Here is a 13,421-nt window from a genome sequence, read left to right as displayed (position 1 = left end):
GCCGTGCAGGCCGGTGGGTATGCCTGGGTCGATTCTCTGCGGGCGCTGTGACGCTGCGCAGTCGTAGAAAAAACCCGCCGGCTTGCGCCAACGGGTCTGGAGCAGGGTCCACGTCTTCGAGGTTCGCGGGGGTTCGACGGCCCGTGTCGGACGGGCCTGAGCTCAACCGCGCCGCACTCCGAAAACCCCTATCCCTGCGGGTCCGCGTCCGGTGGACCGTCCTGGTCCGGGTCGTTGTCGCGCCTGCGGCGCGGGAAGATGCCGTGATCGCTCATGGTCCACCTCCTCTTCGGTACCCGGGAGCCACCGGCTCCCACGAGGAGTTACTGAGCCGGCGACCGGCCGGTTCCCGACCGGTTCAGCGGGATCCGGCATCCGCTGCAGCGAGCAGCGTGGCGACCCGCTCGGCGAGGTCGGCCGAGCGGAACGGCTTCGCCAGGACCGGCAGATCCTCGGGGATCTGCATCGCATCCGCATGGCCCGTGAGGATCAGCACCGGCAGGCCCGGATTCCGTTCGCGGATCACGGCGGCAAGCTCGACACCACTCATGCCCGGCATGGCAAGATCGGCCACGACGATGTCGCAGCGGTCCCGCAGGAGATAGTCCAGGGCCGCCTCTCCGTCCCCCGCCTCGGTGGTGCTGTGGCCGAACCCCGTGAGGAACGAAGCCGTCACGTGCCGCACCTGCGGGTCGTCGTCGACGATGAGGACGCGGGCCCGTCGCCCGGCGGTCGGCGCCGCGCCCGGCACCGGAGCGGCCTGCTGCGGCGCCTCGGTCGCGAAGGGGAGGGCGAGTTCAACCCGGGTGCCCCGGCCCACCGTGCTGTCGATCGCCAGCCGGCCCTTGGATTGCTGAGCCAGGCCGAACACCATGGCGAGCCCGAGCCCGGTGCCCTGGCCCACGGCCTTGGTGGTGAAGAACGGCTCGCAGACCCGGCGCAGGATCTCCTCCGGAATTCCGGTGCCCTCGTCGGTGACGCTGACGCCGAGATAGGCGCCGTCGGCGATCTCGGGATCCCCGGTGATGTCCATCCGGCGCGTCGCCACCGTGATGGTGCCGCCCTCGGGCATCGCGTCCCGGGCGTTGATGCACAGGTTGAGGACCGCGAGTTCGAGTTGTTCGGGATCGACCTGGACCGCCGGGAGATCCGCTCCGAGATCCGTCCGCACGGTGACGAGCCCGCCGAGGCTGCGCCCGAACAGGTCGCTCATCCCGACGATCAGGGCGTTCACGTCGACCGCCCGGGCCTGGAGGTCGTGGGCGCGGCTGAAGCTGAGCAGACGCTTCGTCAGCGAGGCGCCGCGCTCGGCCGCCCCGCGGGCGTTCTCGATCAGGCGCTGGACCCGGGGCTGATCGGCGACCTTCGGGCCGGCGAGTTCCAGGCTGCCGAGGATCGCGGTCAGCAGGTTGTTGAAGTCGTGCGCGATGCCCCCGGCCAGGGTGCCGAGCGCCTGCATCTTGTCGGATTGGCGCAGCCGCGCCTCCAGAGTTCGCTGCTCGGTCACGTCCCGCTCGATCGTGGCGAGGTGGCCGATCGCGCCGCCCGCGTCGCGGATCGGCACCCGGGTCACGTGGCTCCACTGCTCGGCCCCGGCCGGGCCATCGCTGGTCAGGCTCTCCGCCACCGTGCCGGCCCGGATCGCCGCCGCATCGGCCTCGGTGACGGGTGCGCCCTTCGGCCCCAGAAGTTCGTCCTCACGGCGGCCCAGGCAGGCGGCGACGTCGTGGCCGAGGAGCGCCGCTTTGCGGGCGTTGAGCCGCACGAAGCGGCCTTGCGCGTCCTTGAAGCTGATCGCGTCCCGGGCGTGGTCGAGCAGGCCGCGCAGCAGCGCCCGCTCGGTGGCGAGGTCGCGGCCCAGGCGGTGGCGCTCGAAGGCCTGCCGCACTGTGGAGCGCAGCAGGCCGGCATCCCAGGGCTTCGTCACGTAGCCGACGATGCCGCCGCGGTTGAGGGCGCCGATCACCGCGGTGATGTCGGCGTAGCCGGTGAGCAGGATCGCCTGGGCGTCGTGGAAGCTGCGCGCCTCTGCGAGCAGGGCATCACCGGTCAGCCCCGGCATGCGCTGGTCCGAGACCACCACGGCGATGTCGGGCTCCGCGCGCAGGATCTCCAGCGCCTCGGCGGGGCGCGAGGTCGTCAGCACCCGGTAGGAATCCTCGAACAGATCCTCCAGGGCGATCAGGATATCCGGCTCGTCATCGACGGCCAGGATCGTCCCAATACCTGCCGTACCGTCACTCATGCACTGGCCGCCTGCCGCGGGATGCCGATCACGAAGCAGGCTCCCCCACCCGGGGCCGTCTCCACGGTGAGCGAGCCGCTATGCGCTTGAACGACACTGTAGGCAATCGCAAGACCGAGCCCCGTACCGGATCCAACCGGCTTCGTCGTGAAGAACGGCTCGAATATTTTTTCACGGAGGTCTTCTGGTATACCCGGACCGGTATCACTGATCCGGATTTCGTCGAGGTCCGGGCTCGATTCGGTGTTGATTCGGATCTTACCGCCCTCCGGCATGGCGTCGGCGGCGTTGCCCAGGATGTTCATCACCACCTGATTGAGCAGCGCCGGGGTGCAGTGGATCTCGGCCCGGCCGTCAAACGATCGCTCCACCGCGATCCGGTCGCCGAGCTTGTGCTGGATCAGGGCGAGCACGGTCTCGATCGCCTCGGGCACGTTGACCAGGGCGCGCTCGCCCTCGTCGAGGCGCGAGAACTTGCGCAGGTTCAGCACGAGATCCTGAATGCGCGTCAGCCCCATCCGCATCGAGCCGACCCGCTGGCGGGCCTTCTCGACGAGACGCGGGGCGGCCTCGGGGAGGGCCTCGGGCAACTCGCCGAGGAGCCGCTCCACCGTGCCCTGATGGGCCAGGATGAACGCCAGGGGGTTGTTGATCTCGTGGGCGATGCCGGCGACCAGTTCGCCGAGCGAGGCCATCTTGGCAGCCTGGACCAGCTTGGCCTGCGCCTCGGTGAGTTGACGGTTGGCTGTGGCGAGGTCGCGGTTGGCCCGCTCCAGGGCGTCGGCGAGGCGGGCCCGGGCTTCGGCGGCCTCGGCTTCCGCGCGGGCGCGCTCCACGGCCCGCTCGCGCTCGCCGAACTGGCCGGCGATGTGCCGGTCGTCCTCCTCCAGCAGGCGGCGGCGCACGAAGCCCCGCACCCGCAGTGCCAGAACCTCGGCGTCGGTCTTGGCGATGACGTCATCGGCCCCGGCCGCGAAGGCCTCGACCAGAAAGTCCTTGGCCGGATCGCTGCCGGCGATGCCGACGAGGTGGAAGCCGGCCCCCGCCACCTGTCCGGCCCGGCGCTGGTCGATCGCCCGGCACAGGGCGAGTCCGTCGTAGGCGTGGCCCAGGAGGTCGACCGTGACACAGTCGAAGGGCTCGCCTTCGGCGGCCGCGGCGAGGGCGGCGAGGGCGGCCTCGGGCCCGTCGGCGCTCGCCACGTGGTGCCCGTCCTGCGCCATCAGGCCGGCCAGGAACGTCCGGTAGGTGGCGCTGCCGTCGATCACGAGGATCCGCCCGCGCCGGAAGGCGGCCGCGCCCGGCCCGTCGCCGTCGCCGGCCGGGCGGCGCTCGCGCAGCAGGGCGCGGATGCGCAGGATCATCAGGTCGCGGTCGGCGGATTTCGGCAGGTAGGCGTCGGCGCCGCTCTCCAGCCCCTGGCGCTCGCCGCCATTGCCGCCGGTGAGCATCAGGACCGGCAGCGCCCGGGTGCGCAGGGACAGGCGCATCTGCCGGATCAGCTCGTCGCCGTTCATGCCGGGCAGGTGGTAATCCGCCACCACGAGATCGGGCTGCTGGCGGTTGAGGTGGTCGAGGGCAGTCTCGGCCGAGGCGCAGCGCTCCACCGCGAAGCCGTGCGTCTCCAGGAGCAGGCGGAACTCCAGGGCCTGCGTCTCCGAATCCTCGACCAGCAGGATCCGGGCGGGTCCCTCGGGGGCACCAGCCTCGGGGGCGGTCACGGCCGCGCCCCCGGTTCCACGAGGCGCAGGACGTGGTCCCCGATCCGGTCGAGCGGCAGGACCGCCCGGGCGGCCCCGAGGCGCACCGCCGCCGCCGGCATGCCGTAGACCACCGCGGTGCTCTCGTGCTCGGCGACCGTCTGGGCGCCGGCGGCCTGCATGTCGGCGAGGCCGAGCGCCCCGTCCTCGCCCATGCCGGTGAGCAGCACGCCGATCCCGGTGGCCCCGACCTGCCGGGCCATCGAGCGGAACAGCACGGTGGCGGCCGGGCGCTGGCCCGAGACGGGCGCCGAATCGATCACGCGCAGGATCCGGTTCGATCCGAGTTCCAGGTGCCGGTCCCCCGGGGCCACGTAGACCCGGCCGGGTTCGGCGCGCTCCCCGTCCCGGGCGAGGCCCACGGGAAGGGTCACGACGCTGTCGAGCCAGGACGCGAACCCGTCCATGAAGGCCGGACCCATATGCTGAACGACCAGCACCGGCAGCGAAAAGTCCTTTGGCAATGCACCGATCACCCGGGCGAGCGCCGGGGGGCCGCCGGTGGAGGCAGCGATCCCCAGAACGCTCGGCGCCAGGCCGGGCGACTCGACCGGCGGCGCGTAGGATACCGTGGTGGTCCGGCCCGCCCATTCCGTGCCGATCGGCCGGCGGCGGATCACCGGAACCTGGGCCATGATCCGCAACTGCGTGCAGATCTCGCCCGCCACCGCCTCGTAGCCCGCATGGGTCGTGGCCACCGGCTTCTCGACCACCGACAGCGCACCGGCGCGCAGCGCATTCATCGAGATGCGCAGGGAGGAATCCTCGACCGAATCCGCCACCACGACGATCGGGGTCGGCTGCTCCGCCATGATCCGCCGGGTGGTCTCCAGCCCGTCGATGCCGGGCAGGCGGATATCCATGGAGATCACGTCGGGCCGGACGGACCGGAGCTTGTCGAGGGCCTCCTCGCCGGAGGCGACCGCGCCCACGAGTTCGAGCCGGGGATCGCGGGACACGATGTGGCGCAGCAGCTCGCGCACCACGAGGCTGTCCTCGACCAGCATGACGCGGACGGGGGTCACAGGAACTGTCCGATCGTATCGAGCAGCTGGCGCTGATCGAACTTCTGCTTGGTCAGGTAGGCGTCGGCACCGAGATCGAGGCCCCGGGCCACGTCGGCGGCGTCCCCGCGGGACGTCATCAGGATCGCCGGCAGCCGGGCGAAGCGCGGGTCGGCCCGCAGGGCCTGGAGCAGGCCGAACCCGTCGAGGCGCGGCATCTCCACGTCCGCGAGGACAAGATCCACGGGCTCGACCTCGGCGCGCAGCCGGTCGAGGGCGTCCTGACCGTCGACGCAGACGACCACGCGGTAGCCGGCCGCTTCCAAGATGCCCTTCTCCAACGTCCGGGTGGTGATCGAATCGTCGACGACCAGGATGGTCGCCCGCGCGGCGGCCCGCGGTGCGGCGGCGCCCGTCGTATGTGTCGTCGAACGTGGAGCCTGCCCCATCGTTCCGGTCGAGGGTGCGACAGCCGCGCGCGCGGCGAGGCCCTCGGGGTCCAGGACCAGAACCGGCACGTCGCCCGGCAGGATGGCGGTGCCGGCGATCAGGCCCGGATCCGAACCGAAGGCCGGGGCCGGCAGGACCAGGAGCGAGCGGACATCGTGCAGGCGGTCGACGGCGAGCGCCAGGCGCCCGCCATCGGTCCGCAGCACGACGGCGCGGAGGGCATCGGGATCGTCCGGATCGGCGGTCTCGCCCAGGATCGCGGCGAGGTCGCTCACCGGGTGGTTCGTGGCCGCATCCCCCGTGCCGAGCCGGAGGATCGGGCGGCCCATCGCCACCGGCAGCTCGGCCCGCCTCAGGCGCAGCAGGCGCTCGACGGCGTTGGCCGGCAGCGCGTAGCTGCGGCCAGCCGCCTCGACCAGCAGTAGGCTGCGCCGGGCCGCCGAGAGCGGCAGACTGAAGACCAGGGCGGTGCCGGAGGGCGTGCGCGGCTCCAGCCGCACGCTACCCAGGAGCTGGCGGGCCGCATCCGCCGCCACCGAGAGGCCGTAGCCGCGCCCCGACAGGGTGTCGATCGCCTCCGCGGTGGAGAAGCCCGGCTCGAAGACGAGGCGCAGAAGGGCCTCGGGATCGGGGCTGGCCTCCGGGGCGAGGAGGCCGCGCTCCCGGGCGACGGCCTCGATCCGGGCGAGATCCGGACCCGGCCCGTCGTCGAACACCGTGACCTGAAGCCGGGCGCCGCGCACCGCCACCTCCAGCCCGAGCCCCAGGGCCTCGGGCTTGCCGGCGGCGCGACGCCGCTCCGGGCTCTGCCAGCCGTGGCTCAAGGCGTTGCGGAGCGCATGGAGCAACGGGTCCTTGAGGGCCTGGAGCGTGCCGCGCTCCACCGGCAGATCGAGGCCGCGCAGATCGAGATCGACCTCCCGACCCTGCTCCCGGGCGGTCTCGCGCAGGGAGCGAGCCAGGGGAGCCAGGACGGTCTCGGCCGATACCAGGGCGAGGCGTTCGGCGGCGGCGCGGACGCGGGCCGCCGCCCCGTCGATCGTGCTGCTGGACACCGCATGGCGCCGGGACAGGTCCGACGCCTCCCGGGCGAAGGCGCCGATTTCGGTCGCGAAGGCGCGCCACGCGGTCCTGTCGGTGTCGGCCCCGCCAGCCAGCGCCTCCGCGCCGGACCGCAGGGTCCGGGCGAGGCCGGCCAGCCGGGCAAGGCTCTCGGCCGCCGAGGTGCGGCCGGCCAGGGTGCTGGTGAGGTCGTGGCTCGCCCGCGCCATCGCCTCCACGGCCTCCGCGGGGACCCGCAGCAGGGCGGCGCCGGGATCGACCGGCTCGGCGGGTTTGTGAAGGGGCTCGGGAGCCGGCCCGGCGGGCGGGGCAGCGGACGGGGCAGGCGGCGGGGCGGGCGGCGGGACGAGCGCGACGGCAGGCTCGGCGACGGGCTCGGCCGCCGGCTTGGCCGCCGACTTGGTGGCCGGCTTGGCAGCCGCCGTCTCGCCCGGCAGCGCGAGAACCTGCCCGAGGGCCGTCAGGGCATCCGGCGGCATCTCCGGCCCGGCCCCGTCCTTCAGGCCGGCGACGTAGGACTCGATCCGGTCGAGGGCGAGGTGAACCGCATTGGCCGCCTCCCGGTCGAGGGCGGTGGCGTCGGTCCGGACCTTCTCGAACAGCGTTTCCAGGCGGTGCGCTACGGCCTCGACGGCTGGCAGATCGACGGCGCGGGAGGCCCCCTTGAGGCTGTGGGCGCGGCGGAACACGTCGTTCCAGTCCGGCGTCGCGCTGCCGAGCGCCCCGCGGATCGCCGCGACGTGCTCCCGGTGCTCGACATCGAAGGCGGCGAGCAGGAGCTGGCGGATGTCCTGGGCCAAGACGCCGCCGGCCTCAGTGCCGGTAGCGTTCGGCGAGCGCCATCAGCGCCTGGGCCAGCTCCGTCAGGTTGGCCGAGGCGGATTCGACCTGCCGGGTGCCGGCCGCCGTCTGCTGGCTCGCCTGCCGGATGTTCTGGAGGGCGCCCATCACCTGCTCGATGCCGAGCTGCTGCTGGTTCGTCGAGGCGACGATCTGCTGGAAGGTCTGGACGTTCTCCTCCACCCGGGCGGTGATCTCCTCGATGGTCCGCTGCGTCGTGTCGGAGCGGGTCTTGCCGGCGGCGGCGCGCTTCACCGCCTCCTCGGTGAGCATCACCGAGGTGTTGATGCCCCGCTGGATCTCGCCCAGGATCCCGCGCACCTGCCCGGTGGCGGCCTTGGCCTGATCGGCCAGCAGCTTCATCTCCGAGGCCACCACGGAGAAGCTGCGCCCGCTCTCGCCGGCCGCCGCCGCCTCGATGGCGGCGTTCAGCGCCAGGAGGTGCGTGCGCTCCGAGATGTCGTTGACCGTCTCGATGATGTCGCCGATCGTCTGCGTCTTCTCCGACAGGCTGACGATGTTGCCGGCCACCGCCTCGGCCTGCTCGCGGATCGCGTCCATGGCCTTGGCGGTGTCGGAGACCGCGCGCAGGCCCTGGCGGGAGGTCTGGGCGGTGGCCTGTGCGGTGGCGATCACCTCGGTGGCGCGCTTGCTGATCTGCGCGCCCGAATGGGTGATCTCGTCCACCGTGGCGGCGGTCTCCTGCACGGCGGCGAATTGCTGCTCGACCGAGGCCGCCTGCTCCTGTGCGGAGGCCCGGATCTCGGCCGCGGCGGCGTTCAGGTCGGTGGTGGCGGCGCGGTTGGTCTTGGCGAGGTCCGAGAGGCCCGCCACCATGGCGTTGAGGGTGCTGGCGAGCCGGCCGATCTCGTCACGGCCGGTCATCGGGAGGTGACCCGACAGGTCACCGCCGCCGACCCGCTCGACGAAGGCCATGACGGTCTCCAACGGGCGTACCACCGCACGACTGATCAGCCACGTGATCAGGATCGCCAGCACGATCGCGGCGGCAAGCGTCAGGTAGATCGAGAGGCGGGAGCGATCGTAGACCTCCTGGGCGGCGCGCTGGCCTAGCGCCATCCCGCCGTCGAGGAGGGTCCGGAGATTCTTGATTCCCTCCAGAAACGGCGCCTGGAGGCGGGCGATCTCGTCGTTGCGGGCCTCGACCCCCGCGACATCCTGCTTGGCGATGGCGGCGAACTGCGCCTCGCCGAGGCTGCGGACCTCGCGGAAGCCGCGCTGCACGTCGGCGGCGGCGGCGGCGATCCGGTCCCAGGCGGCCACGCGCTCGGTGGAGGCCGAGTAGGCGCGGTACTCGGTGGCGAGCTGGATCGTGGTGGCGAGCCGGTTCTCGATCTGGGTGGCGGTCTGCCGCCACGCCGCCACGGTGTCGTCGAGGCGCGCCGGCCGCCCCTGGGCCTGCGTCAGCATCGCGATCACGGCGGTGCGGCGCAGGAGGCCGAGGTCGCGGGCCTCGTTGCCGAGGTCGTCGATCTGGCGCAGCACGATCATGTCGCGCCGCACGATCGCGTCGGTCGTGTCGCGCACCGCGCCGATCTGCTCCAGCGCGTAGAGCCCGAGCGCCACGATCACCACCGTGATGGCGAAGAAGCCGAGGAGGATGCGTCTGCCGATCGAGAAGGTCACGGTCGGGGCTGGCTCCGGTTAGGGCAGGGCGCGGCGCAGGAGGCGGGGAAGATCGACGATCACGAAGTCCGGTCGGTCGGTATCCGCCCCGGGGGCATAGCCCGAAGCGGCCGCGTTGCCCAAGCCCTCGGGATCCACGGACCCCGCCGCCGCCGCCGGGGCGATCCCCAGCACCCGGTCGACCACCAGGGCGAGGGCGTGCGGGGACGCCGATCCGCGCAGGACCACGAGATGCCCCGCCTCGCTCTCAGGCTGCGGCCGGCCGAGCGCCCGGGCGAGGCCGAGAACGCCCACGATCCGGCCCGAGAGGGCGATGAGGCCCAGGAACGCCGGCACCGCGCCCGGCATGGGGGTGAGGGGACGCATCGGTAGGACCTGCGCGACGGCCGTCAGCGGCAGGCCGTAGCGCTCGCTGCCGCAGGCGCAGACGAGATGATCGAGCCCGGTCTCGCGGTTCGACGTGATGACGCCACGCCGGGCCAGGGCCGCGGTCCGCTCGGCCCGTAGGTCGTGCGCCGTCCGTGGCCGCGGCGGAGCGCGGTTCTCCTGCACGCCCGGGCCTGCCCCCATCAGGAACTCCTGCGCTCGAGCGCCGCGCGGGCCACGGACGCGCCCGCGGCGATCTCGGCGGCGGACGCGCCGTCACCCTCGGGCAGTGCCGTATCCGGCCCCAGGGCTTCGCTCACCGCTTGGCTCAGCGCGACGGCGTTGTCGAGGGCGCGGGCCGCCTCATACGGGCGATCGCGGGCGATCAGCAGCAGGCCGAGATGGTAGTGGGCCATCACGAAGCCCCGGTCGAGATACAGGGCCGCCCGCAATGCCCGCTCGGCCTCCACGTCGCGGCCGAGCGCCCGGGCGAGCAGACCCTCGTAGAAGCGCAGGGCCGGGTCGGTGGGGGCGGCTTCGAGGGCGACGCGCAGCGCCCGCCAGGCCGCTCCGGTATCCCCGGCATCCGCGAGGGCCCGGATGCGGTCGCGGTCGGACGCCCCGATCTCCGGGCCGTCCTCGGCCTCGCCCGGCAGGGGGAGCGGCAAGGAAAGCGGCAAGGGAAGCGGCAAGGGAAGCGGCAGGCGGGCCGGCAGCAGGTCGGCCAGGGCGCCCCCCGCGGTATCGGCCGCAGGCATGCCGACCGGCGCTGCGGCGGGCGCGACCGTGTCGGATTCCGGGCCATCCGGGACCAGGACCTCCGCGCCGTCTCCGCCGCCGACGCCCAGCGACGGCGGAACCAGTCCGGACGCCATCACCAGGGCGGGCGGCTCCGGGAGCGGACGATAGACCACGGTCCCGGGCAGGCTGACCGCATCGAGAAATCCCGAAAAGACCGGGTTCGGCTCGGCGTGGCCGAGGAGCAGCCAGCCGTCCGGCCGTAGCCGGCGGCCGAGGCCGCGCACCACCGCGGCGACCGTGCGGGCCTCGAAATAGATCAGGACGTTGCGGCACAGGATCAGGTCGAACGCCTCGCCCGCGGCCGCGGCGGGCTCCGTGAGGGTGAGCAGGTTGCCGCGTTCGAACCGCACCAGGGCGCGGAATTCCGGACGCAGGGCGTAGCCGCCCTCCCGCCGGATGCCGGGGGCGGGGGGCAGGCGGGTGAAGTAGCGCAGCCGCTCCTCCAGCGGCATCGTGCGCAGGGCCCAGCGGCCGTACTCGGCGGCGCGTGCGGTGGCGAGGGCGTCCGTGCTGATGTCGGTGCCGAGGATCGAGATCCGCCAGTCGGGCAAGGCCTCGCCCAGGAGTTCGCGCACCAGGATCGCCAGGGAGTAGGGCTCCGCCCCGGTCGAGCAGCCGGCGCTCCAGATCCGCAGCGCGCGTTCGCTGGCCCGGGCCGCGATCAGCGCCGGCAGGATCCGCTCGCGCAACGCCTGGAACTGCTCGGCGTAGCGGAAGAAGAACGTCTCGCCGACGGTGATCTCGGCCTCCAGCCGCGCCCATTCGGCCTCGCCCAGAGCCCCGTCCGACAGGAGGGCGGCGTAAGCCGCACAATCGGCCGCCGCGGCGTCGCGGAATCGTCGGCGCAGCCGCTCGATCAGGAGATCGTCCTTGTCGATATAGTAATGGTGGCCGGTGCGCGCGATGATGCGCGCCTTCAGCGCCGCGTAGGCGGGATCGGCACCCGGATCGGGATGGGAAGAACCCGGACGCGTCATCGCGGATCAGGCGGGGTCGGGCAGGGCGGCGAGGCGTTCGGCGGCGGCCCGGGCGTGGGCCGCGACCCGGGCGCGCTCCTGGGCGGTGAGCAGCCGGTCGGGCGCGAGTGCATGGACGAGGCGCTCGCCGAGGACGAGTTCGGCCGCCACGCAGCCGTTGAGCGTCCCGGCCTCGCCGGCCGGCCGGATCGCGGCCTCCGGCACCGTCACGAGATCGGCAGCCCGGTCCACGCGATACGCGACCGCCTCGCCCCGGACGAGGACGAGATGCGCGTAGAGGTCGGCCGGGGATGGGGCCGCCCGGAGACCGAGCAGGGCCGCGAGGTCGATGACGGGCACCGGCGTGCCGCCGAGGTTGAGAAAGCCGGTCAGCCAGCCGCCGATGGCGGGCGGCGCGTGGAGGTCCGGCAACGGCAGCACCTCGGCCACCGCGGCCCGCGGCAGGGCACAGGGCGTTCCGGCCACGTCGAGGAGGAGATAGGCCGTCCCGCTGCTGGCCAAGGCCGCCCGCTCCCCCGAGGTTTTGCGTCACCGCCCGACCGGGACGGTTCGCGAGATAGGGCAGGTTAGCGCGATCGGCAAAAGCCGGGCAATCGCTGCGTCTGCGCCGCGGATGCGGCTCCGCGGATCGGGGGAACCGCCACCCCGCCTATCCTTCTTCTGCGCGGGGGACCGGGAGGCGCGAAAACGGCCGTCTCTTTTCTCAAGGCGTCGTGGAAGACCTTAACCGTACCGGGCCGGTTCACGGAACCAAGTCTTCGCTCAGCCGCTTATTTTCCGACGCAGCAGTGCCGCATCTATGATGGTCGGCGCCTCGCCTGCGACGAACTACGCCAGGGATTGACGATGAGGAAACTTCTGTTGGCCGCCGCGTCGCTGACGCTCCTCGCGGGCTCCGCCTATGCCCAGGGCAACGCGCCCTACAACAACTCTGGCGCGCAGGCCGGCGGGCCGCGCGGCGGCATGGAGCGGGCCGGCGAAGCCGCGGCGATGGAGCGGGGCGCCGCACCGATGGCCGAGCGGCCGATGATGCGCAAGCGCATGATGAAGCACAAGCGGATGCGGCATCACCGCCGGATGCGTCACCACATGTGATCGATCGCGGTTCCGCCGCTCTCGGGCGGCCGAACCCGAATCAGGGGCCTGCCGCAACCGCGGCGGGCCCCTTTTTCGTACCCGAACCTTCGCGATCGGACGGGGCCGCTCCCAGCATCATAATTCCACAGGCGGATTTCGCCACCCTGCTCGCGACGCCTTGCCGGACGCGTCCGTACAGTCCAGGCTCGTATCCGCGGCGGTCCGACCCCAAGATGTTCGAAAACGAACATCCTCGCCCGCAAGGCGAACGGACCACGACGTTAGAAGACTAGGGAGGATCGATGTCGCGACCGCTCGACCGGAGGTCCGAGGACAGGATCGAGGCGACCGGCGTCGAGGGGCGGCGCAGCGCCATCGTGGCTTCGGTGCGCCAGCGGGGCTTCGTCACCATCGAGGCGCTCGCCGCGCAGTTCGGCGTCACCGTCCAGACGATCCGCCGCGATCTGAACGAGCTGAGCGCCGAGGGCCGGCTGGAGCGCTACCGCGGCGGCGGCGGCCTGCCCTCCAGCGTCGAGAACATCGACTACGCCGATCGCCGGGTGACGCTGCTGCCGGAAAAGACCCGGATCGGGCGTCTCGCGGCGAGCCGGATCCCGTCGCATTGCTCGGTCTTCGTCAACATCGGCACGACGCCCGAGGCGGTCGCCCGGGAGCTGACCCGGCACGACGATCTCAGCATCATCACCAACAACCTGAACGTCGCGCTCTCGCTCGCGGAGGCGACGGAGTTCCACATCGTCGTGGCGGGCGGCACCGTGCGCAACCGCGACGGGGCGGTGCTGGGCCAGCTCACCTGCGACACGCTCAGCCAGTTCCGGGTCGACGTGGCGGTGATCGGCATCAGCGGCATCGACGCCGACGGGGCGCTGCTCGATTACGATTACGAGGAGGTGCGGGCGACGCAGACCATCCTGGCCCATGCCCGGAAAACTTTCCTCGTGGCGGACCACAGCAAGTTCACCCGGCGCCCGATGGTGCAGGTCGGGCGGCTCGACCAGATCGATACGTTTTTCACCGACCGGCCACCGCCCCCGGAAATCGCCCTGCTGCTCGACCGGATGGGCGTCACCCTGGCCGTCGCCGATGAGGGCAGCGAACCCTAACGAACAAAAAATTTTCGCTTGCGAAAATTCGAAGCCGGGTCAATATAGTGCCAACCTGCCATCAGGGC

At 72.4% G+C, this 13,421-nt stretch carries 10 protein-coding genes; 2 read left to right on the top strand and 8 right to left on the bottom strand.

Going from position 1 to position 13,421, the window contains the following annotated elements; all coding sequences use genetic code 11:
- Nucleotides 1-358: 358 nt before the first annotated feature.
- The 8 genes from AAHG09_RS24785 to AAHG09_RS24750 are packed head-to-tail and all read right to left on the bottom strand — an operon-like array spanning nt 359 to nt 11,653.
- Nucleotides 359-2,245 (bottom strand): response regulator, encoded by a 1,887-nt coding sequence (locus AAHG09_RS24785; protein WP_342110178.1) that lies wholly within the window; start codon nt 2,243-2,245, stop codon nt 359-361.
- Nucleotides 2,242-3,966 (bottom strand): response regulator, encoded by a 1,725-nt coding sequence (locus AAHG09_RS24780; RefSeq protein WP_342110177.1) that lies wholly within the window; start codon nt 3,964-3,966, stop codon nt 2,242-2,244. Before AAHG09_RS24780 ends, AAHG09_RS24785 begins: the two co-directional genes overlap by 4 nt.
- Complete coding sequence (gene cheB, locus AAHG09_RS24775) at nt 3,963-5,012, bottom strand: chemotaxis-specific protein-glutamate methyltransferase CheB (RefSeq protein ID WP_342110192.1); 1,050 nt, start codon at nt 5,010-5,012, stop codon at nt 3,963-3,965. The genes AAHG09_RS24780 and cheB overlap by 4 nt, the downstream gene beginning before the upstream one ends.
- 14 nt (nt 5,013-5,026) lie before the next feature.
- On the bottom strand, nt 5,027-7,321 hold the full coding sequence (locus AAHG09_RS24770; RefSeq protein ID WP_342110176.1) for a hybrid sensor histidine kinase/response regulator: 2,295 nt from the start codon (nt 7,319-7,321) through the stop codon (nt 5,027-5,029).
- Between the two features lie 13 nt (nt 7,322-7,334).
- Complete coding sequence (locus AAHG09_RS24765; protein WP_342110175.1) at nt 7,335-9,008, bottom strand: methyl-accepting chemotaxis protein; 1,674 nt, start codon at nt 9,006-9,008, stop codon at nt 7,335-7,337.
- A gap of 18 nt (nt 9,009-9,026) precedes the next feature.
- Nucleotides 9,027-9,578, bottom strand: a complete 552-nt coding sequence (locus tag AAHG09_RS24760) for a chemotaxis protein CheW (protein ID WP_342110174.1) — start codon at nt 9,576-9,578, stop codon at nt 9,027-9,029.
- Nucleotides 9,578-11,152, bottom strand: a complete 1,575-nt coding sequence (locus tag AAHG09_RS24755; RefSeq protein ID WP_342110173.1) for a CheR family methyltransferase — start codon at nt 11,150-11,152, stop codon at nt 9,578-9,580. Before AAHG09_RS24755 ends, AAHG09_RS24760 begins: the two co-directional genes overlap by 1 nt.
- A gap of 6 nt (nt 11,153-11,158) precedes the next feature.
- A complete protein-coding gene (locus tag AAHG09_RS24750; protein WP_342110172.1) occupies nt 11,159-11,653 on the bottom strand; it encodes a chemotaxis protein CheW in 495 nt (164 codons plus the stop codon).
- Between the two features lie 345 nt (nt 11,654-11,998).
- Here AAHG09_RS24750 and AAHG09_RS24745 point away from each other — a divergent pair, with 345 nt between their 5' ends.
- Both AAHG09_RS24745 and AAHG09_RS24740 read left to right on the top strand, forming a co-directional pair.
- On the top strand, nt 11,999-12,247 hold the full coding sequence (locus AAHG09_RS24745; RefSeq protein ID WP_342110171.1) for a hypothetical protein: 249 nt from the start codon (nt 11,999-12,001) through the stop codon (nt 12,245-12,247).
- Nucleotides 12,248-12,531: 284 nt separating this feature from the next.
- Nucleotides 12,532-13,353, top strand: coding sequence for a DeoR/GlpR family DNA-binding transcription regulator (locus tag AAHG09_RS24740; RefSeq protein ID WP_342110170.1), 822 nt, complete (start codon nt 12,532-12,534; stop codon nt 13,351-13,353).
- Nucleotides 13,354-13,421: the final 68 nt, after the last annotated feature.

Origin of the sequence: Methylobacterium guangdongense (assembly GCF_038442355.1) — a bacterium.
GTDB classification, from domain to species: Bacteria; Pseudomonadota; Alphaproteobacteria; order Rhizobiales; family Beijerinckiaceae; genus Methylobacterium; species Methylobacterium guangdongense.
Note: the sequence above shows the minus strand (reverse complement) of the source record. Positions and strands in the feature narration are given on the sequence as shown.